Annotated in this window: 18 protein-coding genes; 8 read left to right on the top strand and 10 right to left on the bottom strand. The window is 73.3% G+C overall.

All coding sequences use genetic code 11. From position 1 onward, the window contains the following. Positions 1-67 precede the first annotated feature (67 nt). Positions 68-1,342 (bottom strand): beta-ketoacyl-[acyl-carrier-protein] synthase family protein, encoded by a 1,275-nt coding sequence (locus ACFUN8_RS18395; protein ID WP_383638206.1) that lies wholly within the window; start codon positions 1,340-1,342, stop codon positions 68-70. A gap of 51 nt (positions 1,343-1,393) precedes the next feature. Between ACFUN8_RS18395 and ACFUN8_RS18390 the strand changes: the two genes are divergently transcribed. After that, complete coding sequence (locus ACFUN8_RS18390; RefSeq protein WP_383638203.1) at positions 1,394-2,038, top strand: TetR/AcrR family transcriptional regulator; 645 nt, start codon at positions 1,394-1,396, stop codon at positions 2,036-2,038. Positions 2,039-2,150: 112 nt separating this feature from the next. After that, entirely contained in the window at positions 2,151-3,671 is a 1,521-nt protein-coding gene (locus tag ACFUN8_RS18385) for a hypothetical protein (RefSeq protein ID WP_383638200.1), read from the top strand. A gap of 22 nt (positions 3,672-3,693) precedes the next feature. On the opposite strand, the gene ACFUN8_RS18380 is transcribed toward ACFUN8_RS18385, so the two are convergent. After that, positions 3,694-4,059, bottom strand: coding sequence for a hypothetical protein (locus ACFUN8_RS18380; protein ID WP_383638198.1), 366 nt, complete (start codon positions 4,057-4,059; stop codon positions 3,694-3,696). 129 nt (positions 4,060-4,188) lie between these two features. Between ACFUN8_RS18380 and ACFUN8_RS18375 the strand changes: the two genes are divergently transcribed. After that, positions 4,189-5,430 (top strand): NAD(P)/FAD-dependent oxidoreductase, encoded by a 1,242-nt coding sequence (locus ACFUN8_RS18375; RefSeq protein WP_383638195.1) that lies wholly within the window; start codon positions 4,189-4,191, stop codon positions 5,428-5,430. 40 nt (positions 5,431-5,470) lie between these two features. Here ACFUN8_RS18375 and ACFUN8_RS18370 read toward each other — a convergent pair whose 3' ends face one another. Continuing rightward, on the bottom strand, positions 5,471-6,844 hold the full coding sequence (locus tag ACFUN8_RS18370; protein ID WP_383638192.1) for a cryptochrome/photolyase family protein: 1,374 nt from the start codon (positions 6,842-6,844) through the stop codon (positions 5,471-5,473). A gap of 341 nt (positions 6,845-7,185) precedes the next feature. On the opposite strand from ACFUN8_RS18370, the gene ACFUN8_RS18365 reads away from it, so the two are divergent. The 5 genes from ACFUN8_RS18365 to ACFUN8_RS18345 all read left to right on the top strand — a co-directional run bounded on the left by ACFUN8_RS18365 (position 7,186) and on the right by ACFUN8_RS18345 (position 11,621). Then, the gene (locus tag ACFUN8_RS18365; protein WP_383638189.1) at positions 7,186-7,509 is read left to right on the top strand and encodes a hypothetical protein; all 324 of its coding nucleotides are present in this window, start codon (positions 7,186-7,188) and stop codon (positions 7,507-7,509) included. Then, on the top strand, positions 7,506-9,065 hold the full coding sequence (locus ACFUN8_RS18360) for a phytoene desaturase (RefSeq protein WP_383638186.1): 1,560 nt from the start codon (positions 7,506-7,508) through the stop codon (positions 9,063-9,065). The genes ACFUN8_RS18365 and ACFUN8_RS18360 overlap by 4 nt, the downstream gene beginning before the upstream one ends. Beyond that, positions 9,062-10,081: a phytoene/squalene synthase family protein gene (locus ACFUN8_RS18355; protein ID WP_383638184.1), complete on the top strand. Its 1,020-nt coding sequence runs from the start codon at positions 9,062-9,064 to the stop codon at positions 10,079-10,081. Before ACFUN8_RS18360 ends, ACFUN8_RS18355 begins: the two co-directional genes overlap by 4 nt. Next, on the top strand, positions 10,078-11,082 hold the full coding sequence (locus tag ACFUN8_RS18350) for a DUF5914 domain-containing protein (protein ID WP_383638181.1): 1,005 nt from the start codon (positions 10,078-10,080) through the stop codon (positions 11,080-11,082). Before ACFUN8_RS18355 ends, ACFUN8_RS18350 begins: the two co-directional genes overlap by 4 nt. Before the next feature lie 89 nt (positions 11,083-11,171). Further along, positions 11,172-11,621: a DUF6234 family protein gene (locus ACFUN8_RS18345; protein WP_383638178.1), complete on the top strand. Its 450-nt coding sequence runs from the start codon at positions 11,172-11,174 to the stop codon at positions 11,619-11,621. A 52-nt stretch (positions 11,622-11,673) separates the two neighbouring features. Here ACFUN8_RS18345 and ACFUN8_RS18340 read toward each other — a convergent pair whose 3' ends face one another. From ACFUN8_RS18340 to ACFUN8_RS18310, 7 genes are all read right to left on the bottom strand, one after another. Further along, positions 11,674-13,224, bottom strand: a complete 1,551-nt coding sequence (locus ACFUN8_RS18340; RefSeq protein ID WP_383638175.1) for an FAD-dependent oxidoreductase — start codon at positions 13,222-13,224, stop codon at positions 11,674-11,676. After that, positions 13,221-13,928: a class I SAM-dependent methyltransferase gene (locus tag ACFUN8_RS18335; RefSeq protein WP_383638172.1), complete on the bottom strand. Its 708-nt coding sequence runs from the start codon at positions 13,926-13,928 to the stop codon at positions 13,221-13,223. The genes ACFUN8_RS18340 and ACFUN8_RS18335 overlap by 4 nt, the downstream gene beginning before the upstream one ends. Continuing rightward, positions 13,925-15,130 (bottom strand): lycopene cyclase family protein, encoded by a 1,206-nt coding sequence (locus tag ACFUN8_RS18330; RefSeq protein WP_383638169.1) that lies wholly within the window; start codon positions 15,128-15,130, stop codon positions 13,925-13,927. Before ACFUN8_RS18330 ends, ACFUN8_RS18335 begins: the two co-directional genes overlap by 4 nt. 82 nt (positions 15,131-15,212) lie before the next feature. After that, positions 15,213-15,695, bottom strand: a complete 483-nt coding sequence (gene yidD / locus ACFUN8_RS18325; protein ID WP_383638166.1) for a membrane protein insertion efficiency factor YidD — start codon at positions 15,693-15,695, stop codon at positions 15,213-15,215. A gap of 111 nt (positions 15,696-15,806) precedes the next feature. Then, a complete protein-coding gene (locus tag ACFUN8_RS18320; RefSeq protein WP_383638163.1) occupies positions 15,807-17,396 on the bottom strand; it encodes an ABC transporter substrate-binding protein in 1,590 nt (529 codons plus the stop codon). A gap of 11 nt (positions 17,397-17,407) precedes the next feature. Continuing rightward, complete coding sequence (locus ACFUN8_RS18315; protein ID WP_383638160.1) at positions 17,408-19,474, bottom strand: ATP-binding protein; 2,067 nt, start codon at positions 19,472-19,474, stop codon at positions 17,408-17,410. 253 nt (positions 19,475-19,727) lie between these two features. Beyond that, on the bottom strand, positions 19,728-22,949 hold the full coding sequence (locus ACFUN8_RS18310) for an NACHT domain-containing protein (protein ID WP_383638157.1): 3,222 nt from the start codon (positions 22,947-22,949) through the stop codon (positions 19,728-19,730). Between the last annotated feature and the right edge of the window lie 223 nt (positions 22,950-23,172).

The raw sequence follows: 23,172 nt of genomic DNA, 5'->3' as shown, positions 1-23,172 counted from the left end.
AAAACATATGAAAAGGGGTATTGCTCCCATATCCTCGGTGAGGTGGCACTGCCTGTCCAACGAAGGGTCAGGAATCCACCGACCGAATCCCGGGCCCGGATCCGGGCCCGGACCCGGCCGCGGTGAACGCCAGCGAGATGTTGTGGCCGCCGAATCCGAAGGAATTGGCGACCCCCGCCGCCCAGGTCCCCCGGCGCGGACGGCCGGCGACGACGTCCAGGTCGATCGCCGGGTCGATCGTGTCGAGATTCCTGGTCGCCGGCACCGTCCCGTCCCGCAGCGCCAGCACCGTCGCCAGCGCGCCCAGCGCCCCGGACGCACCCAGCAGATGGCCCGTCATCGACTTGGTCGCGGTGACGGCCGGGTGTCCGCCGACGGCCTCGGTGATGGCGTCCGCCTCCGCCACGTCGCCCTGCGGGGTGGATGTCGCGTGCGCGTGCACGAGACCGACATCCCCCGGGGTCAGGCCGCCCGACCTCAGGGCCGTACGGATGGCGCGCACCTGACCGGCGCTGTCCGACGCGGTGATGTGCCGCCCGCTGGACGTCACCCCCGCGCCGACGAGTGCGCCGTGGGGGCGCGCGCCGCGCGAGCGGGCGAACTCCGCGCGCTCCAGCACCAGTACGGCGGCGCCCTCACCCAGCACGAAGCCGTCGCGCCCCGCGTCGAACGGGCGCGACGCCCCCGCCGGATCGTCGTTGGCCGTGGACAGCGCCATCATCTGCGCGAACCCCGCCAGCGGCAGCCCGTGCAGACACGCCTCCGTCCCGCCCGCCACGACCACGTCGGCCCGGCCGAGCCGGATCAGATCGAGCCCGGTGGCGATGGCCTCGGCGCCGGACGCGCACGCGCTCACCGGTGTGTGCGCCCCGCCCAGGGCGCCCAGGTCGATGCTCACCCAGGCCGCGGGTCCGTTGGCCATCAGCATGGGCACCGTGTGCGGCGAGACCTTGCGGGGCCCGGACTCCTCCAGGATGTCGTCCTGGCCGAGCAGTGACAGTACGCCGCCGACTCCCGTACCGATCACGACCGCGATCCGCTCCGGATCGGCCTCCGGACGCGCCGCGTCGGCCCACGCCTCGCGGGCGCTGACCAGGGCGGCCTGCTCGCACCGGTCCAGCCGGCGGGCCTCGGTGCGCCGCAGGGCGGTCGCCGGATCCGTCCGCAGCCGGGCCGCCAGCCGGACGGGCAGCCCGGCCGCCCAGTCGTCGTCCAGTACGCCGATCCCGTTCTCCCCGGCCAGCATCGCGGACCAGGTGGTCGCCACGTCACCGCCCAGCGGGGTGGTCGCCCCGAGGCCGGTCACCCACACACCCTCGTCTGTTCCCTGTGTCGCTCTCATGATCCGCACCGTAGCCAACCAACCGTCTGGTCGGCAATGTAGAGTTCTGCCATGCCTCCCACCGATCAACTGGCAGGAACCCGCGGCCGGCTGCTGGCCGCGGCCCGCGACGAATTCGCCGCCCACGGCATGGGCGGCGCGCGCGTCGGCCGGATCGCCGAACGGGCCGGGGTCAGCAAGGAACGGATCTACGGCTACTTCGGCAGCAAGGAGAAACTCTTCGCCGCCGTCATCTCCGAGGCCCTGACCGAGCACGCGACGCTGCTCGGGCCACCGGCCGGCGATCCCGCCGAGTACGCCGGCCGGATCTACGACCTCCACCGGCGCAACCCGCAACTGCTGCGCCTGATGATGTGGGAGGCCCTCTACTACGACGGGGGCGGCCTGCCGAACGAACAGCCGCGCACCGCCCACTACCGGGACATGGTCGCGACGCTCGAAGACACCCTCGGCACCGGGTCCGACAGCGAGGCGGCGAGCACCCTCCTCGCGCTCATCGGCCTCGCCATCCTGCCGACCGCGTTCCCCCAGATCACCCGGCTGATCCTCGGCCCGGCGGCCGACGAGGCCGAAGGGGCCCGCGGGGCGGACACCGCCGACGCTCCCGACGGCGACGACGATGCTCTGCGCGCCCACATCGTGCAGTTGGCGCGCCGAATGGTTTCGTCAACGAGCGGGCGGCCGGCGCCCGGATAGGCGACCCGTCGAGCGACTCAGGGTGATTCATATGCTTTAGATGCGATTTCTTAATATTCGACCCATGGCGTGTCCGTCGGTCAGGTAGCCCCCGGACAGGCAGCTTTGGGCCATGACACAGACCAAGGCCGTCGCGACCGGCCTGCGAGAGACGAGCCGCCCGGCCCGCCGGGACTGGACGGCCGACAGCGGTCTCCTGTGGCTGGCGGTCGTCGCGAGCGTGTACACGATCGTTCAACTCGTCTTCCTCGTACCGGGATCCGGGCTCGGCTGGGACGAGACCGTGTACACGAGCCAAGTCAGCCGCGCCGCCGCCGACACCGCGTTCTTCAGCGCGCCCCGCGCGCGGGGCATCACCTTCCTCATCGCCCCGGTGACCTCGATCACCTCCTCCGTCGAAGCGCTCCGCGTCTATCTCGCGCTGCTCTCGGGCGCCGGGCTCTTCCTCGCTCTTCGGGTGTGGCGGCACCTGCTTCCCGCGTCCGTACTCGCCCTCGCCGGCGCCCTGTTCGCCGGGCTGTGGATCACCCTCTTCTACGGGCCGCAGGTCATGCCGAACCTCTGGGTCGCCCTCGGCTGTCTCTGCGCCGTCGGCTTCTTCCTCAGGGCCGCGCGCGACCGGACCGATCGTACGGCCCTGATCGGACTCGGCGTCGCGGTGGCTTTCGTCGCACTCATGCGCCCCACCGACGCCTTCTGGCTCGGCGTGCCGCTGGCGCTCGTCGTGCTCGCCGTCGGACGGTGGCGGCGGTGGGCCCTGTTGGCGGCGCTCGCCGCGGGCGTGGCCATCGGCTGCGCGGAGTGGATCATCGAGGCGTACGTCAGCTACGGCGGCCTCTTCACCCGGCTGGCGCGGGCGAGCGAGATCCAGGGACACCTGGGCTGGCACCTCGTCTTCGCCGACCACATGCGCTCGCTCGACGGTCGGCTGCTCTGCCGCCCCTGCGACGTCCGGTGGCGCCGGCCCGCCACCGCGATCTGGTGGTTCGCCCTGCCGCTGCTCACCCTCGGCGGAGTGCTGGTCGCCGCCCGCCTGCGGCGGCTGCCGCTCCTCCTGGTGCCGACGCTGGTCGGACTGTCGATGGCCGTGCAGTACCTGCTGCTGATCGGGTACGCCGCGCCGCGCTTCCTGCTTCCCGTGTACGCGCTGTTCGCGCTGCCCACCGCCCTCTTCCTGACCTGGCTCGTGCGGACCGCCAGGCCCCGTCGGCTGGTCGTGGCCTTGCTCGTGACGGCGGCGGTCGCGCATCTGTGGGTCCAGGGTTCGGTCGTCGCCGACCGGGCGGAGCGCAGCCGCGCCGACCGGGTGAAGCTGGACGGGGTGGCGGCCGAGCTGGCACGGCAGGGGCTACGGCCGCCGTGTGTGGTCAGCGGCACGGAGGCGATCAGGGTCGCCTTCCGGGCCGGCTGCGCGTCGCGGCAGACCGGCGGCCACGACGGCAGCATCACCCCCGGCCAACTCGTGGCCTACGGGCGCGAACGGCCGGTGGCGTTCGTGGCGGCGGGCAACGCCCGACCACCGGCGTACACGCGCGGCTGGCGGGTCGAGCGGATTCCGGATCTGCCGGGCCTGCGCGACTGCCGTGTGTATCTGTCACCGTCCGCCCGCCAGGTACCGGCCAGCCTGCCGTAACACCCCAAACAGGGCTCATTTCTCAGCCCGTTCGACGGCCGGGGACGGCCTTCCGGGTGAACTCCGCCGCCCCCAGCAGGGTCTGATCCAGCGTCAGTACGAAGACCGGGCCGTCCGGGTCGGCGCGCTCGCCCACCGTGAACCGGTGGGCCGAGTGGTCCTGGGCCGGCCAGGTGTGTGACACCCGGCCGTCCTCGACCTCGCGGCACTCCCCGTACGTGAACTCCATCCGGTCCGGCTCGGTCAGCGACCAGGTGAACTCGGTGATGCACTCGTACGACGAACGACGACCCGACTCGGTCCACCCCGTACCGTCGTCATGGATCAGGACCTCCCGATACCGGCCGTCTCCCAGATGCGCGCGCCACAGCCCCGTTGGATCACTCATCCGGTAATTGTGGCAGGCGATACGGAAACGATGCGTGTTGCCCGAGACGCATCGTTTGGCAAGAGTGACCGGTGCAACTCGATATACACCGGCACCGGCACCCGAACCCGAAGCGAAGGACGGCCCGCCATGCCCGAAACACGTGTCACCCCCGAGGTCCTGGTGATCGGAGCGGGCCTGGCCGGTCTGGCCTGCGCGCACGACCTCGCCGCGACCGGCCTGCGCGTCGACGTGCTGGAGGCGTCGGACGGAGTCGGCGGGCGCATGCGGTCCGATCGCGTCGACGGCTTCGTCGTCGACCGGGGCTTCCAGGTCTTCAACACCTCCTACCCGCAGGCGAAACGCCGCCTCGCGCTGCGCGACCTCCGCCTCCGCCCGTTCACACCGGGGGTTCTCGTCCACACCGACCGGGGCCGGGTCCACTTCGCCGACCCCACCCGCGCGCCGCGTACGGTCGGTGGCCTGCTGCGCGGCGGTCCGGCGGGGCCCCGCGATCTGCTCGCCCTCGCCGCCCTGTCCGCCCGCGACATGCTCGGGCCCGTACGGCCCCTGAAGCGCGCCGAGGACCACACCACGCGGACGGCCGTCGCCGCGGCCGGGATCTCCGAGGAGTTCGCCGACCTGTTCTTCCGGCCGTTCCTGTCCGGCGTCTTCCTCGAAGACGAGCTGGAGACGTCCAGTCGGGTCTTCCATTTGGTGTGGCGCAGCATGCTCCGCGGCACGCTCTGTCTGCCGTCGGACGGAATCGGCGATGTACCACGGCAGTTGGCCGACGCTCTGCCCGCCGGCACCGTACGGTTCGAGTCCCCCGTCGACCGGCTCACCGACGACGGGGTCCTGCTCGCCGACGGCGGGGAGAGCGCGGCGGGCGTCGTGGTCGTCGCGACCGGGCCGGAGCCCGCCGCACGTCTGCTGCCCGGCCTGGACATGCCGCCGTACCGCGTCGTCACGACCTACTTCCACACCGCGCCGACGTCACCCCTGGCCGAGCCGACGCTGCTCACCGACACGCGGCTGCGCTTCCTCAACAGCTGCGTGCTGAGCGAGGTGGTGCCCGGCTACGCGCCGGCCGGCTCCTCGCTCATCGCCACCTCCGTCCTCGGCGAGGACACGGAAGGCCGGGAGCGCGCGCTGCGCGAGGCGCTCGCGGAGACGTACGGGACGGACACGGCGGGCTGGGACCTGGTGACGGCGCGCACCATCCACGACGCGCTGCCTTCGATGCCGCCTCCCCAGCCGCTCACCCGGTCCTCCCGCGTCGGCCCCGGACGCTATGTGTGCGGGGACCACCGCACGACCGGGTCCGTCCAGGGCGCGCTGGCGTCCGGTGCGCGGGCGGCCCGCGAGATCCTGCGCGACCTGGGCCGGTAGGCGGCTGACGGCGCGCGCCGGCCGGTCGCGTCGCGCCGTCTCAGTCCTTGTCGCGTGCCCGCAGGAAGCGGTCCCGGCCCTCGGCCAGATCCAGGAGCGGGTCCGGGTAGTCGTACCGGGCCCGTTCGAGTTTCGGGAGCTTCCACGGCTCGTGGACGGCCGCGCCCGCGAGTCCGTGCAACTCCGGTACCCACCGGCGTACGTAGCGGCCCTCCGGGTCGTACCGCTTGCCCTGGGTCACCGGGTTGAGCACCCGGTTGGGACGCGAGTCGGTGCCGGTCCCGGCCATCCACTGCCAGTTGAGCTGGTTGTTGGCGATGTCGCCGTCCACCAGCAGCTCCAGGAAGTGGCGCGCGCCCACGCGCCAGTCCACATACAGCGTCTTCGTGAGGAAACTCGCCGTCAGAAGCCTGCCCCGGTTGTGCATCCACCCCTCGTGGCGCAACTGGCGCATCGCGGCGTCCACCACCGGATAGCCCGTGCGGCCCGCCTTCCACGCCTCGATCTCCGCACCGGCGGACTCCTCCGACCGCCAACGGTCGTGCTTGGTGCGGTAGTCGGCCGCCGACGCGCCGGGCCGGGCGGCCAGCACCTGGTGGTGGAAGTCCCGCCAGCACAGCTGCCGTACGAACGCCTCGGCGCCCGCACCGCCCGACCGGCGCGCCCGCACGACGAGTTCGGTGGGGGAGAGGGTGCCGAAGTGCAGATGGGGCGAGAGCCGCGAGGTGACGTCGCCGGCCAGGTCGTCATGGCCGTCCTCGTACGTCGCGAGGCCGGCCCGCCGCCAGTCGGCGAAGCGCTTGCGGCCCGCCGTCTCACCGCCCTCGGCGAGACCTGCCGAGACCCCCGCCGTGTCCGCGCGCGCCGGTACGGGCTCGGAGCCGATCCCGGCCGGTACCCGTACGGTGCGGGGCGCCGCGAGCACGTCCCGCAGGCGCTCCCGCGACCAGCGGCGGAAGTACGGGGTGAACACCGCGAAGTGGTCCGAGCCGTCCGGGGTGACGGCGCCCGGCGGGACCGCGGTGAGTGTGGCGTCGTGGACATGCAGCCGACGGCCGTCGGACTCCAGCGCGCGGCGCAGCCGCTCCTCGCGCCGCGAGGCGTAGCCGCTGACCCCGCCCGCCGTCCGCACCTCGTCGGCGCCGGCCTCGGCGGCGACCTCACGGGTCACCCGGACCACGTCGCCGGTGCGTACGACGAGCCGCCCGCCGCGCGCCCGGAGTCCCGCGTCGAGATCGGTCAGACAGTCGGCGAGGAACGCCCGGCGGTTGGGCGTGGCGAAGCCGGCCGACACGATCGCCCTGTCGAGGACGAACAGCGGCACCACCTCGTCGGCGCCGGCGAGGGCCGCGCGCAGCGTGGGATTGTCGTGCAGGCGCAGATCGCCGGTGAACAGGACGACCGAGACGGTCATGGAGCCACTTCCCCTCACGTATGTCACTCGTGCCCGCTTTTCCGTCCGTCCGGGGCGTCGGGGGCGGCCGAGGCGTCCGGGGCGTACGGATGCGGCCCGGTCCGGATGATGGCGCGCCGACACCCGGCCGGGGGACTCCCACGGCGCCGCGTCACCCGAAGAGGCGCACCCTTGACGCGGCTGCCCGACGTACGGACGGCGCCCGTGGTGGACTGAGGCGCGCCGACCGGGCGCCGACAGCGCGCCGCAGGGGGACGGCGCGTCCGAACTCCCCCGTCCGATCCGAATGAGCTCCGAATGAACGGTGAACGCAGTCGTCCGACGCGAGGAGAGGAAACGCGATGCGCGGCAGTGGGACCGGGAACCGACTCTCCGAAACACACTCCCAGGCACATTCCGAGGCACTTTCCGAAGCACCCGAGGGCGCACGGCGGGACGTCGTCTTCGCACGCGACATCGCCGAACGCGTCGCGTACTTCACCCCGCGTGGCGGGGAGGACAGGGGGACCGGGGCCGTCCTGCCTGGCGCCGCCGGGCCCGAACTCGCCCGGACCCGCGCACTCGTACACGACGGCATGACGGCCGGATCCCCGCCGGCCAACCCCCACCGCGACCCGCCGCACCCGGAGCGGCTCCGCGCCGCCGGCCGGGGGAGCGGCCGATGAAGACCCTCGACGGCCCGACCGGCCACGTCGTCGTGGTCGGCGCCGGACTCGCCGGACTCTCCGCCGCCCTGCATCTCCTCGGCGCCGGACGCGCCGTCACCGTCGTCGAGCGCGGCACCCGGCCGGGCGGCCGGGCCGGCCGGGTCGAACGCGGCGGCTACCGGATCGACACCGGCCCCACCGTCCTCACCATGCCCGACCTCGTCGAGGAAGCCTTCGCCGCCGTCGGCGACACACTCGCCGACCGGCTCGACCTCATCCCCCTCCACCCCGCCTACCGGGCACGATTCGCCGACGGCAGCGCACTCGACGTCCACACCGGCGCCGACGCGATGGCGGCCGAGGTCGAACGCTTCGCCGGACCGCGCGAGGCACACGGCTACCGGCGGCTGCGCCACTGGCTGGAGGAGCTGTACGCGGTGCAGATGCGCCGCTTCATCGACACCAACTTCGACTCGCCGCTGAGCCTTCTCCACCCCGACCTCGTCCGTCTGGCGGCACTCGGCGGCTTCGGCCGGCTGGACGCCCGCATCGGGTCGTTCCTCTCGGACGAGCGCCTGCGCCGGATCTTCTCCTTCCAGGCCCTGTACGCCGGCATCCCGCCCGCCAAGGCCCTGGCCGCGTACGCCGTCATCGCCTACATGGACACCGTCGCCGGGGTCTACTTCCCGCGCGGCGGCATGTACGCCCTGCCCCGGGCCATGGCGGACGCGGCGGCGGACGCGGGCGCCGACTTCCGCTACGGCCACGACGTCACGCGCCTGGAGCGCTCGGGCGGAGGCGGGGCCGCCGGCGGCTCCGGAGACCGGATCACGGCCGTCGTCACCGGCCGGGGCGACGACCAGGTACGCATCCCCTGCGACGCGGTCGTCCTCACGCCCGACCTGCCCGTCACCTACCGCCTGCTCGGCCGGCCGCCGCACCGCCCGGTCCCGCTGCGGTTCTCGCCGTCCGCGGTGATCCTGCACGCGGGCACCGACCGCACCTGGCCGGAACTGGGCCACCACACCATCTCGTTCGGACACGCCTGGAAGGGCACATTCCGCGAACTGACCCACACCGGGAGCCTCATGAGCGACCCCTCCCTGCTCATCACCCGTCCCACGGCCACCGACCCGTCCCTCGCCCCACCGGGCCGTCACCTCCACTACATCCTGGCGCCCTGCCCCAACACGCGTATCGGGCCCGGCGTCCAGGAGTGGGCGGACCTCGGCCCCCGCTACCGCGACAGCCTTCTCACCGAACTCGAACGGCGCGGACTCGACGGACTCGGCGCCGCCATCGAGGAGGAGTGCCTCGTCACTCCCGCCGACTGGGCCGCCGAAGGGCACGCGGCGGGCACCCCGTTCTCCGCCGCCCACACGTTCGCGCAGACCGGCCCCTTCCGCCCGCGCAACCTGGTGCGCGGCACCGTGAACGCCGTGCTCGCCGGCTGCGGCACCACCCCCGGAGTCGGCGTTCCCACCGTCCTGATCTCCGGCAAACTCGCCGCCGCCCGCGTCACCGGCGCGGACGGCCGGGGCGCCGGCCGCGTACCGGGAGGACGACGCGCATGAGCGACCGCGAACTCGACGCCGCCGGCATCGACGACCCGCATCTGCGCGCCGCCTACGCCCGGTGCCGCCGGCTCAACGCCCGGCACGGCAAGACGTACTTCCTCGCCACCCGCCTCCTGCCCGTCGGGCGGCGCCCCGCCGTACACGCCCTGTACGGCTTCGCACGCTGGGCCGACGACATCGTCGACGACCTCGAATCGACCGCCACCGTCGCCGAGCGCGCCGAACAACTGGGTGCTCTCCAGGAGCGGTTGGCGGCCGGACTGCGCTCCGGGCGCAGCGGCGAGCCGGTGGTCAGGGCGCTCGCCCACACCGCGGCGGCGTACGGCATCGACCACCGGCTGTTCACCGACTTCATGGCCGCCATGCGCAGCGACCTGGCGGTCACCGACTACGCCAGCTACGACGACCTGTGCGGCTACATGCACGGCTCGGCCGCCGTGATCGGCCTCCAGATGCTGCCGGTACTCGGCACCGTCGTCCCCCGCGAGGAGGCCGCCCCGCACGCCGCCGCACTCGGTGTCGCCTTCCAACTGACCAACTTCGTCAGGGACGTCGGCGAAGACCTCGACCGGGGCCGGATCTATCTGCCCGCCGATCTGCTCGCCGCCCACGGAGTCGACCGCGAACTGCTGGCTTGGAGCCGTACCACCGGTGTCGGGGACCGGCGCATCACCGCCGCGCTGAAGGCCGCCGTCGCCCTGACCCGTGGCGTCTACCGGCGGGCGGCGCCCGGCCTCGGCATGCTCGACCCGGTGTCACGCCCGTGCGTCCGCGCCGCGTTCGTCCTGTACGGCGGGATCCTCGACGCCGTCGCCGACGACGGGTACGCGGTGCTGCACCGCCGCGCCGTCGTACCGCGCCGACGGCGGGCCGTCGTGGCCTTCGACGGACTGGTACGGGTGGCGGCCGCCCGGACCAGAGCCGCCGCCCGCGCAGCCGGCACGGAGGCCACCACCGGCGTACAACTGACCCAGGCGCGCGCGGACGCCGCCGCGCACGAGGAGGTGGCATGAGCGCCCACGACGACGGCCCGCGACGTCGGTACCCGCTGCGGCTGCGCCGCGGACCCGTCAAGTGGGAGCGGCAGAAACCCAGTTGGCGCGAGGCCCGGCCGGCCCTCATCGCGGCGGCGTTGGAACAGGCGCTCGCCCGGCCGTCGGGCAACTGGTACGTGATCGGCGCCGCCCGCGACGTACGGCCCGGCCGCCCCCTCGGACGCACCGTCGCCGGTGTCGAACTGGTCGTGTGGCGCGACGGGTCGGGAAAGCTGCTGGCCGGCCCCGGCGCCTGCCCCCACCTCGGCGCACCGCTCAAGGACAGCCGGGTGCACTGCGGCACGCTGATCTGCCACTGGCACGGACTCGCCCTGGACGGCGGGCCGTTCGCGGGCTGGGAGCCCTTCCCGGCCTACGACGACGGGGTGTTGGCCTGGGTCCGGCTCGACCGGGCAGGCGGCGAGGAGCCGTTGGACCGGCCGGTCGTCCCGCCCCGGCCCGAGGCCGCCGGCTCCGTCGACGCCGTCTACACCGGCTTCGGGGTGTGCGAGCCGGAGGACGTGGTGGCCAACCGGCTCGACCCCTGGCACGGCGCCTGGCTGCACCCGTACTCCTTCGTGGATCTCACGGTCCTCGCCACCCCGGATGAGGGGGCTGACGGCTTCGCCGTGAACGTCTCCTTCAAGGTGGCCGGGCGGGTGGTGGTGCCCGTACGCGCCGTCTTCACGGCGCCCGAGCCGCGCACGGTCGTCATGCGCATCACGGAGGGCGAGGGCCGGGGCTCCGTGGTGGAGACCCATGCCACCCCGCTCGGCCACGACGGCCACGGCCGGCCGCGAACCGCCGTCGTGGAGGCGGTGGTCGCCGCCTCCGGCCGTCCGGGCTTCACGGCCGCCCGCGCCGTCGCCCCCGCGCTGCGCCCCCTGATGCGCGCGGTCGCCGGCCGTCTGTGGCGCGACGACCTCGCGTACGCGGAACGCCGCTGGCACCTGCGGAGCACCGGCCGCTTTCCCGGCTAGGACGTGTCCGGCGGGCCTCCGGGGGCCGGGCGGTCGCTAGGTATACGTACTCATGCACCCACGCCGCCCGGACCGGCAGGGTGTTCGGCATGAGCAACCTGCCCGTGGCGCCCCCGGCCTTCGACGCCTCGGTGAAGCCCCGCGCGGAGCGCGGCCCCGACGTGGGGGCCTCGTGCGCGCTGGTCTTCCTCGAACTGGTCGCCGTGGCGGTGATCGTCGTCCTGTGGCCGTTCCTCGACCACTTCGACCTGGACCCGGCCTCCGACAACGAGACGGTGTCCCTCTGGCGGTACCTGCCCGCCCTCGGCGGCGTCGCCGTGGTGGCAGGCGTGGCCGCCGTGATCGCCGCCCGTGCGCGTGCCACCGTGACCGCCGTGAGCCAGGGCTCGACGGCCGTGCTCATCGCCCTCGCCTTCTTCGCCGGAGCCGCCCTCCAGTCCCACGAGGACGAGCGGAACCGGCCCGTACCGGCGCCGACCGGGCCCGTGGGCTGCCGCAGCGGTGGCGACAACAGCGAGTGCGCGCGGTACGGCGGATGACCGTTGCGGTGGGGCGGTTGGACCGCGCCGTGCGGCGGGTGGACCGCCCGGGTCACCGCCGGGCCAGCCGCACCAGCGCGCGCAGCCCGGCCGACCGCCCCCGGGCCGGCACGGTCCACAGCGTCTGACCGTGTACGCCCCACCGCTCCAGCAGCGCGTTGGCGGCCAGGAAGCCCGTGGTCGCGGCGCGTTCCATGAGCGCCACCGGCAGGTCCGTACGTACGAGGTCGCCGGCCACCACGACGGCGGGGTCGGGTGTACGTACGGTGGGCCGGTCGCCGTAACCGCCCACCGGGAACAGCGGACAGTCCGACCGCCACTCGTGCCGCGCGTCGACCACCCGCGCGTCCCGCGTCTCCGGATACACCCGGTGCAACTGCTCCACCAGCAGCCGCTGTTGACGGTCCCGGTCGGCGCCGGGGGCGACGGCGTACGCGTGCAGCTCGACCACCGAGCCGCCCGTCCCGGCCGCCCACCGCGCCGCCTCGCCCTCCCAGCGGTCCAGCACGCTCACGTTGTCGAGCCCGCCGAACCCGCTGGTCCCGAGGAAGCCCGGCCGGTCGGCGGCCACCGGACGGTCCAGCCACAGCCGCGACACCAGGAACGGCGGGGCGTTGCGCAGCCGTCCGATCCCCGCCCGCCACCCCGCGTCGCACAACTGGGGCGATGCGGCGACCACTTGGCGCAGCCCGGCGCTGTCCAGCGCGAGCACCGCGGCGTCGTACCGCCGTGGCCGCCCGCCCGCCGTCACGGTCAGTCCGCCGTCGGCCCTCGGCGCCACCTCGTCCACCGCCGTACCGGTACGCAACTCGACGCCGTGCCCGGTGAGATACGAGCCCAGCGGGTCCCACAAGGCGGCGGGGAAGGGGGCGTTCGGCACCTCGAAGAGCAGGCCCTCGCTCGACCCCAGGAAGTAGATGTGGAACATCAACACCAGCTCGGCGGCGGACAGTTCGGCCGGATCGGAGAAGAAGCTGCGGGAGAACACCTCGAACGCCAGATGCCGAGCCGCCTCGGGAAACCCGATCCCGGACAGGAAGTCCTGGGCGCTGACCCGGTCCAACTCCTCGTACACCTCGGGCACCCGCACATCGAGGAGCGGCAGCGCGGCCGTCGGATCCATCCGGGTCAGATCGCGGCAGCCGAAGGTGGGGCTGAGCGCGACGAACCCCAGGGCGCTCCACGGCGGCGTCCGGGGGACCCGCGCGAAGCTGTCGTACAGGCCCCCGCCGTGCAGCAGCGGATAGTCCGGCAGCCCGGTGAGCATGCCGAGGCCGGGATCGGCCCGCCGGAGCAGCCCCCGGAGGTTGTAGTACTGCCGGAAGAAGGCGTGGAAGCCCCGGCTCATGGTGGCCGTCGAACCGTCGGCCAGCGTGACGGGCCAGCCGGCCAGCCGACCGCCGAGGCCCTGTTCACGCTCGTACACCGTGACGCGCGCGCCGCGCTCCGCGAGCGCCGTGGCGGCGGCGAGGCCCGCGATGCCGCCACCGACGACCGCGACGCCCGGCGCGTCGGTCCCGCCGAACCGACTGCGCCCCGGCGCCGCTCGGACGACCTGGGCACGACGGTCCCGGCCCCGGCGGGGCGCGGTGGGGCCGCTCACCGCGAGCGCCCCACGAAGGTGTGCACGATGCCCGTCTGCCAGCCCGGCATCGGCAGCACCCGCACCTCCGCGAACCCGGCACGGCGCAACCGGTCGCCGAAGCCCGACGCCGTGTCGAACTCGACCACGCTGCGCCACAGATGACGGTAGAGGTCCGCGTCACCGGCGAGCCGCCCGGCGGGGAGGACGATGCCCTTGCACACGGCCGTCCAGACCGCGCGGTCCACGGCGCGCCCGCCCAGCGCGTACTCGTGCACACCGAGCCGGCCGCCCGGCGCGAGCAGGGACCGTACGGCGGCGAGTGTGCCGTCCGGATCGGTGACGTTGCGGAAGAGATACGCGGCGAAGAGCGCGTCGAACGGGCCGGTGACGCCCGCGTCGGCCAGCCGCTCCACCGGTGCGTGGACGAACGAGACGCTCCCCGGCCACGGCTTGCCGGCCGCCCGTTCCAGCATCCCGGCCGAGGCGTCCACCGCGACGATCTCGGCGTGCGGGGCGGCGGCCAGCAGCGCGGCCGTCGACGCGCCCGTCCCGCAGCCCAGGTCGAGCAGCCGCAGCCCGGCGCCGCCACGGGGCAGCCGCAGGCGCCGCGCGGAGCGCCTGAGGTGCGCGTGGTAGCCGGGGTTGACCGCGACCAGCCGGTCGTAGCTGAGTGCGGCATGGTCGAACGCGGCGGAGAGTTCCGCGTCGTGCAGGAGCGTCATCCGACATCCCTCCCTCTCGGTGCCCGGCGAGTGAGCCAGGGCAGTTCGGCGACGGTGCGCAGCATCGGACCCACCGGGGTGCGCAGGCCGATCGCGAAGTCCTCGTACGGACGGGTGTCACCGTCCAGGAAACGGAGCAGCCGTTCCATCGGGACGCGCCGGAACAGCCCCTCGAAGAACGCGGCACCGTCGACCCGCCCGCTGTCCAGTCCTCGCAGCAGGACCGCGTCCATCGCCCTGGCCCGCGCCGAGTGGGCGGGCGGCGGCTCGGGCACCCGGCCCGCGTGGTACGCGGCGGCGACCGCCCCCGTCTGCCGCTGTACGGCGGCGAAGGTGTAGCCGGTCGACGGCCGGGTGGCACCACCGGCGGTCCCGATACGGAACACCGAACGGCCCACCCGGCGCGGGAAGCGGCCGTCGGTCATCGGGATGACACCCTGCTCGGACGCGGTCACCTCGAAGGGGCCCAGCCCGAGGACCTGTTGGACGTAGTGCCTGAGCGCCGCGTCGTAACCCGCGTCGTCCAGTACCTCGCGGGAGAACTCGGTGTACTCCACCAGCGCCTCGTGGGCGCTCGTCGGCAGGACGTATCCGAAGGACAGTCCGTGCGGTGGCTGCGGGGTCCGGAAGTCCATCAGATCGGCGGTCCGGGGGTCGAACGACGGCCGGTCGGTCCGGACGAACCAGCCACGGAAGTGCTGGAGCAGCGTCGTCCGCGCGGGGGGCAGGACACGCGGCGGACGCGAGTCGAACACCCAGCGGCCCCGCAGCGTCAGCGGACTCCCGTCGGCGGCGACGCCCGTCACCTCGGCGCCGGACGCCACGTCCCTGATCCCGTCGATCCGCGCCGCCACACGACGCGGCGCCCCCGGCCCGTCGAGCCGCCGGGCCAGCAGCGTCTCGAAGGCGCCGGACCGCAGCATCTTGTACCGGTACGGAGCGGGCCGCCCCACACTCGCGGCGCCGTCCCGCCCCCGTACGCGCAGCGAGTCCCACGAGGCGGTCAGCGCGCCGTCGAAATCGCCGGGGGAGGTCTCCCAGAAACACCAGGTCCGCTCGGGCGGCCTCAGCGGCCCGGCGGGGGCGTCGACCAGGGTCACGTCCGGAGCCGGGCGGCCGGGGGGAGGGGTGCGCAGCCGGTACGCGAGGGAGAGACCGGCCGCGCCCGCGCCGACGACGATCACGTCCGTCTCGTGCGTCACCGTTCCTCCCGTCGCCCCTGTCGCCCCGTCAGCATTGCGCATCGGGAGCCGACTTGGACGCAGGCGGCGCGGACGGGCGCGCTTACTCCGGGACCGGATCCCGGAAACCCCGGCGGCGGGCCGCACCCGGCCGGCAGAGCAGCAGCCGACCCAGCATCAGGAGCCCACCGCGCAGCGCGCCGTGGCGGTGCAGGGCCTTGACCGCGTAGGTGGAGCAGCTCGGGGTGTACGGGCAGCACGGCGGCCGGTCCGGGCTGATCTCCGTCCGGTAGTGGCGGACGGCGGCGTACATCGCACCGGCCGTCCGCCCGGCGGGCCGGGGTGCCGACGGGTCCGGGCCGGCCGAGGGGCGGCGTAGCAGGGGGAGGAGGAGAGCGGGCAGCGCGATCAGCCACAGCTGGGGGCAGCACTGCCGGTACCCGACGTAGCTGTCGAGGCACGTCTCGACGCAGCCCGGCTCGTCGTCCTTGTCGCGTGGCCCGTCGTCCCCGTTTCCGTACCGCCCCTGTCGCCTCTGCCGTGCCTGCTGTTCACGGGCCCGATCGGGCCTTCTCGACGTCGTCACCACGCCCCTCCCCGTTCCCGGCGGATTTTACGTGTGGGCCCCGGACCTGCTGTAACTCGCCCCAGGAGGAGCCCGGTTCACCCGAGCCCGAGCCTGGACGCGTGCCCGACGTCACGACGGGCAGGCGTTCGCCGCCGCGCCCCGGTACGTGTGGTAGACGGGCGACGGGTCCCGGCCGCCCGGTCGCGGCGGGAACTCGACGACCGGCACGGGCTTGCAGACGGCCCACTGGTCGTTCACGTCCGGCCCCGCGAAGCCGTACGTCCCGGCGGCGCCCACCAGACAGGACGTGCACGTGTTGCCGGAGATGCTGGGAATGACGAGCGTGTGGTAGACGTCGTCCTTCGAGGGGAGATACAGACCGCCCCGCGTCCGGCTGTCGTCCTCGTTCTCGTTGATCTCCGTGAACGTGCGGTCGACGGCGTCGGCGAGCAGGGTGAAGCCGTCGTGGTACATCACCGCGTAACCGTCGTCGAGCGGCGCCCGGCCCAGCTCGTGATCGTTCGTCAGTTCCCGGAAGCTGTCGAGGAATCGGCCGAGCGCCTTCTTCGGTTCGGCCGACTCGTTCCACCAGGCGGGATCGACGGCTGACGCGTCGACGATCCTGGCCCGCGCCTCCTCCAGCCACCGCTTGGGCTCCTCCGCGGTGAGGGTGGGCTCCAGCCCTATGCCGACCTTGAGGATGCGCAGTTCCGAGGTGCGACCGCAGTCGCCCTCCTGGGCGAGGCGTGCGACGAAGGCGGGCAGGTCCTGGTCGCGGCCGGCGAAGAAGACGGTGTCGGACTTCTCGTTGCAGATCTTCTGTACGGCGTCGGTGAACCGCTGCGGGATGCCCTCGGCGGTGCCCGACGAGCCGATGAAGTTGGAGCTGTGGTCCGACAGGTCGTACGTGGCGTTGAAGTGCTCCTCGAAGACGCCGCGCAGATTCTTCGAGTAGACGTCCTCGTCGCGGTTGTCCCAGACCAGGAATCCCTTGCGGTCCTGCGGGTTCCTGTCCAGGTAGAGCTTGAGCGCGCGGGCGAACTGGTCGTTGTTCGGCGAGGTCTTGAAGAAGTACGTGGAGTTCATGTCGGCCGAGGTGATGACCGGGCCGACGGTCGGGATCTTGAGCTTGCTGAGTGCCTTGATGGTGTCCCGCGTCTCCGGGGTGCTGCTCGGGATCCCGGTCACGCCGACCAGCGGCGCGCTTCTGTCCTTCGCCAGTTCGGCGAGCCGGTCGACGACGGGCTCCCACTGGTCGAGGTTCCGGCCGTCGGGCGCGAGCAGCAACTGATAGTGCGGCCCGCCGAAGGCGTTGGCCTGCCGCTGCGCCGCCAGCGCGCCGGCCAGTCCCCGGCGGATCATGTCCGTGGTCATCGCGCTGTGCTCGTCGGCGGTGAAGGGCATCATCAACGCGATCCGTACGTAAGGGATCTTGGGCCCGCTCGACGGCGACTCCCAGCCCTCGCGCACCCGGGTGTTCTCGTCCGCCACCGCCTGGATGAGGCTCGCGATCTCCGGGTCCGCCTCGAACGCGCCCGCGGTGACTCCGACGCAGTCGCCGCCGATCTCCTTCAGGTCGTCACCGCAGGGGCCCGGACCCCGCAGGAGGTTGACGAGGACCACGATCACGACGGCGGTCAGCGCCCCCAGACCGAGGGCGGCGAGCCAGTCGACCGGACCCCACTCGCGGGGGTGGCGACGCAGCAGCCGGACCATCATGTGCTTCCTCCTCACTCGCCGGGGACGGGTAACGGGCGCTTCTTGCGTGCCGCGACGGGCCAGCTGCGGGCGGCCTGGCCCAGGACCGCGTGCCAGGACCGGTGCCGTGGTGAGAGGTACGCCAGCTCCTCGCCGACCGCCCGGCACATGTCGGGGTCCGGCTCGGTGTGCGGCTGCGACACGTGCCACAGGGCGTGCAGCAGCCGGTTGACGCAGCGCTCGATGTCGTCCAGCTCCGCGTACCGGCCGTCGTGCGCCCCGAGCGCGACCTGGGTCCGTTCGTCGATCCACTCGCCGGCGGGCGGCGTCGGCGGTGTGGGGGCCGTCGCCGCGTACCGCAGGCACAACACCCAGTGCCTGGCGGCCTGTTCGTCCTGCTCGGACTGGAACTCCTCGGCCAGCGTGGCGACGACCGTCTCGGCGTTCCCGGCCGCGAGCGTGTGCCGCAGCGCGTCCGCCTCTCCACTCTCGCCGCGCTGCGTGTGGTGTATCCGCAGGAACTGGTGGATCTCCTGCCAGTTGCGGCCCGCGTCCGCCACCCGCGAGGTGCGCCGTGCCTCGTGCACGAGCAGCGTCTGCAGCAGCGTGTCGGCGACCAGCGGCTCGTCCGGGCTGGTGAGCCGCTGCCACTGCTGGTCCTCCAGGTAGTCGGTGGCCGAGTTGGCGGGCAGCTGGTCGGGCCCCCGGAACCGCAGATGGGCCGCCAGTGCCTCCGCCGCCGTGCTGTCGCGGGCCAGCGAGAGCAGGGTCAGCCGGTCGCGCTGGCGCCGGTCCGGAAGCAGCCGCTCCAGCAGCACCTCGGTGACCGCGCGGCCGTCCTTCGTGGTCAGTTCGAGCAGCCCCCGCGGCTCCACGGCGGCGCCCCGCTCGGTGGCGTCGAGGACAGCCGCGCACAGCACGGTGGTCGCCGCGGGATGCCCGCCGGTCAGCGAGTGCACGGCGGAGGCCAGATACGGGTGGAGCGGCCTGGCCGGCCGGTCCGGCACCAGCAGGGGCAGGATGTCGTCCCGGCTCAGCGGCGCGAGCGGTACGGCGAGCAGACCGGCGGAGGGGACACGGCCCCGGCGCTCCCAGCCGGACGACTTCACCAGGTCGGGCAGCTCCCGCCGGATCGCGGCGTCGTCCTCCTCCGGCAGCTCGCCGAGCCGGGTGGCCACGACAACAAGCTCCTCGTGGTCGGGGCGCTCGGGCAGCGCGCGGTTCTTCAGGAGCAGATCGAGAAACGCCTGACCCGCCGTCAGATGGGCGTCGTCGAGCAGTACGAGCGGCCAGGGCTCCCGGTTCCACCGCTGGAGCCTGCCGTACGAGGCGGCGACATCGTGCAGGAAGGCCGCCATCAGGCTCTGCTCGGCGAAGTCCCGGTAGTCACCGCCCTGTTGGAACCACTCCCCGAGCAGTGGCAGCGGATCCTGCCCGTCCGTGCCCGGCGGAAAGCGGCGCGCGTACCACTCGCGGGCCGCGCCCGGTCCGTACCGCTCGGTGTACTCGGCCAGCACGGCGCCGGTGACCGCCTCCCGGTCCCGCTCCGCGTCATCGGCCGGCGGGCCCTCCAGCCGGCCCTCGACGGCGCCGGCCCAGGTGTGCCGCAGCGTGTCCTCGTCCCCGTCGGCGAGCCGGCACGCCAGCAGCAGCCGGGCGTGCAGCAGGCACGTCGCGTCCCGCTGCTCGGCGTTGCCCCGTTCCCAGCCGGAGACGGCGAACAGCCCGGGCGTCAGGACCGGGAAGCGGCGCCGCAGCTCCGGCGCGAGACCGCACACCAGCTCCGCCAGAACTCCGACGAGGGTCGACGCGGTGGCGGCCGTACCCCGGGCCGGGCCGAAAGGCAGCGCACCCGATTCGGTCGGCACGACCCTGACGTGGGCCAGCGGGAGCCGGTCCCGGTAGTGCGCCGCCAGGTCCGCCAGGACGGCACTGCGCCCCATGCCGTGCTGGCCCGTGACCAGCACCACGGGCAGATCGCCGTGGAGTTCCCTGGGCGTACGGGACCTCTCGTCGTACGTCAGACCGGTGAGCCGGGGGACGAGCGAGCGCAGCAGCGGATCCCGGCCGTGGAGCGGTGACGTGTCCGACGGGCACATGTGGTCGCGTCACGCCCCCTTCGTCCGTCGCTGACCGGCAGCCACGAGCCCGGAGGTGGGCGGCACCGCTTCCCCGAGACACCAACCGCTGACATCCATACCAATTAAGCCTGGAATCATAGAACTTACCGGCCGGGTAACCCCCTCGCCAGGTCGGCACCACACTCTGTCACCTGGTTGTGACAGGTGGGACTCGGGAGGGCGCGCGCCTCAGGACGGCCCCGGCACCGGTGTCAGGACCCCGGCGGCGGCGTCAGGGATGCGGATGGATGTCGAGTTCGACGCTGTCGGGGAGGGAGTCCGCGCCGCGGATCTCACCCGCGTACGAGAGCCGGACCAGACGCAGTCGGCGCAGCCCGGCCAGCGAGCCCAGATCCAGCTCCGAGACCTGGGACAGATGAATCTCCTCAAGTCCCGGCAGCCGCCTGGCGATCCGACGCAGGGGCACCGCCGCACCCGCCCTGGCCCGCACCGTCAGGTGTGTGACCTGCGGGATCTCCGTACGCGGCGCGAACAGCAGCATGCTGAGCTGCTGCGGCGACAGGGTCAGCCTCCGCAGCTCCGGCAACTCGCCGAGGAGCGAACCCCATTCATCGGGCGTCACGCGATCGCTCGCGTCCTGGAGCCGTAGCTCCTCAAGTCCCCGGCAGTGCACGATCCCCGCGAGCTGCGCCGCCGCAGGCGGCAGGGACAGCAGCCGGAGCGAGGCGGCGCGCGGCAGATCGGACAGCCCGCGCCACGGCACCTCCGACCCCACCAACAGCCCTTCCAGCGAAGGGCAGTCCGACAGCTTCAGCAAGGGCTCGAACTGGGGGAGGTCCCGCAGTTCCAGCCGCCGGAGGTGCGGCAGCCGGGTCAGCGGCGTCGGATCCTTCACGTTCCGGCAGCCCTGGAGCGCCAGCGTCTCCAACTGGGGGTAGACGGACAGCAGCTCCAGGTCCTCCAGCTGCAGCGTGTTGTGCAACCGCAGCTCGCGCAGCCGGCACGGGTTCAGCGCCGTACGGATCTCCTCGGGACCGAAGTCGCCGTGCAGCCCCACGCGTTGATAGCCGGACATGGTGCGCAGGGCGTCCAGCTCGGCGTGCGAGCGCACCGTGACGACCTCGTCCGGGGCGGTCTCCAGCAGCGGCCGCACGATCTCCTCGGCGTACACCAGCGTGTCGAACCGGTCCCAGTGGTCCAGGAGTTGCGCCCGGACGGCGGACTGGCTCGTCCCCAGGAACTCGCGCAGCCGGGGGATGGCGGCGTCCCCGCCGATCTGGCATATCGCGTGGACGGTGGCCAGCTCCTCGTCACCCGTCAGGTCCTTCGCCCGGGGCAGCAGACCGAGCAGCAACGGGCCTGTCTGGGCGAGCGATCTCGCCTCGCGCAGACTGCGCGGCGGAAGCATCCGCGCGGCCCGGTCCTCGATCGCCTCACGCACCGTCGGCTCCAGACGCGTGGCCTGTTCGAGGGAGGCGAGGGCGAGCAGCCGCAGCCGCGCCTGCACCGCCGCGTCCTTCTCCCGGTCGCCGCGCTCCCGCAGACGGGTCAGCAGGTCGGCGCGTTCCTGGTGTCGTGCCTGTGCGACGGCCATCTGAACCACGTCCTCCCACTGGTCCAAGTGTGCGTTGTTCACCAGCATGCCCATGTCGCGCTCCTCCAGCACCGCACGGGCACCCAGGAAGTCCTGAAACGTCCGGTGGATGAAGCTCACCGCGCCGGTGGCGGGCTCGCGCAGCAGGCCCGAGCGCTCCAACAGGAGCTGCAGTGCCTCTTCCGGCGTACCGACCTCGGCGAGACGCGGTACGGACGGCTGAAGCCGGCGCACCACGTCCACCGCGTCCGCCCGCTCCAGCTGCGTCCGCTCGTTGCGCAGCAGCCAGTACGCCAGCCGCTGGAGCGGCTCCGTCGCCGACTTCTGGTCCAGCTCGGGGCGGTGGCCGCGACCGTACACCTCACGCTCCAGGTCACGCCGCTCCAGCAGCATGGAGAGCGCCGCCTCGTACAGCGAGGAACGGCCCTGCGGCAGGAAGCCGCGGCGCTCCCGGTGGAGGGCGCACATCAGCGCGCACATCAGCGGGTTGGTCGCCAGCCGGCTCAACTCGGGGCTGCTGCGCAGCGACTGGGTCAGCGACTCGCCCAACTCCTCCGTGGCCCTGGCCGCCGTGTGCCAGCGCCGGATGAACTGCCGCATGTCGGCGGGGCGCATCGCGGTGAGCGTGAACTCCTGGAAGCCCTCGCGGGCCAGCCACTCCCGGTCGAGGGCCGAGGGGCGGGAGGTGAGCAGCCACAGATTGCCCGGGAAGACGGCGATCAGCTTCTTGAGCCAGGCCCTGGCGCGGGCCCGCTCGCCCTTGGGGATCTCGTCCGCCCCGTCGATCAGCAGCACACCGCGCCCGTGCTGCAGCACCCGCGCCGCCCACCCGTCGGGCTCGGTGCCCACCAGCGGGCAGCCGATCCAGCGCAGGAAGTCCTCGGGCATGGGCAGTTCGGCGTCCTTGCGCACCAGCGCGCGCAGCGGCAGCACGAACGGCACGCGCCCGTACAGCTGCGGCAGACCGCCGGGCACCCGGTCCTGCTGCGCGGTCGTGAGGGCCAGCCACTGGACGAGGGTCGTCTTGCCGGTGCCGGCGACCCCGCGCAGCAGTACCCGCTCATGACTGGCGAGAAGCGCCTCGGCCGGGCCTCCGGCGCGGTCGGTCTCCGCGTCGCGGTCGACGCCCGCCCGGCCGTCCACCACGGGGACGGGATCGGTCCCGCCCCGGTACGGCACGGCCTCCAGGCTCAGATACGCGGACTCCAACGGCCAGTCCTGGCCGTCCGGTTCGCGCAGGTCGACGCCGTAGATCGTGAGCCGGCCGTGGCACTCGACGACGTAGCGCGCGTACGCCTCCTCGAAGTCGGCGTCCCGGCGGCTGATGTCGGGCAGCCGGTCCAGCAGCCGGTCCAACTTGGCGCTCTGCTCGCGCAGTTCGCGGCTCTGCTCGATCTGGGCGCGGGCCGCGAAACCCGGCTGCTGGGAGAAGAGGCGTACCAGATGCACACAGGCCGTCTCCAGGAGCCGGTCGTGGAAGCGCGCGGCGTCGTCACTGAGGAGGCGGCGGGTGTCGGGACCCGCGCGGCGGGACAGTTCGGCGGCGAGCCGCTCGGGGCCGAGCCCGAAGGCGTGCACGTCGTCCATGTCGAGATCGCCGAGCGCGTGCAGCGTGCGGGTCAGGGCCTGGCCGACCGCGTCGTGCTCGTCGGCGCCGACCGGCGGATCGTGCGGCCCGGCCGCCCGGACGGCGCGGCGCACCAACTCGCGGGCGAGCTTGTGCAGATCGTCCTCGCTGAGGGTGCGGTGCTCCTTGTTGAAGGCCACCATCCGGCGGATCGGGATCGGGCGGTCGCCGAACTCCGCTCCCGGCACCTTGGCGGCCGGCAGTAACAGCCGTTTGAGTACCGGTACGACCACCGCGGACGCGATCCGCAGCCCCACCATGCCGCCGTCCACAGCAGCCCCCTCCCTCTCCCGCGTCGAACCGCCCCCGTGCGGGGCCGGTTCGACCGTGCGAGGCCCGCGGACCCCTGTAACTCTCCTCAGCCTAGCGGCGGGAGCCCCGGTCGGGTCAGGGCTCACCCGGGTCGCGCGACGATCGCACGCCGTCGCACGCCCGGCGCCAACTGCCGTTGCGGGAAAGGGGCGTAGACGATGCCCCGAGGCCGCCATGCCGGCC

The sequence above is a fragment of the Streptomyces sp. NPDC057307 genome, assembly GCF_042667665.1.
GTDB lineage: Bacteria > Actinomycetota > Actinomycetes > Streptomycetales > Streptomycetaceae > Streptomyces.
Note: the sequence above shows the minus strand (reverse complement) of the source record. Positions and strands in the feature narration are given on the sequence as shown.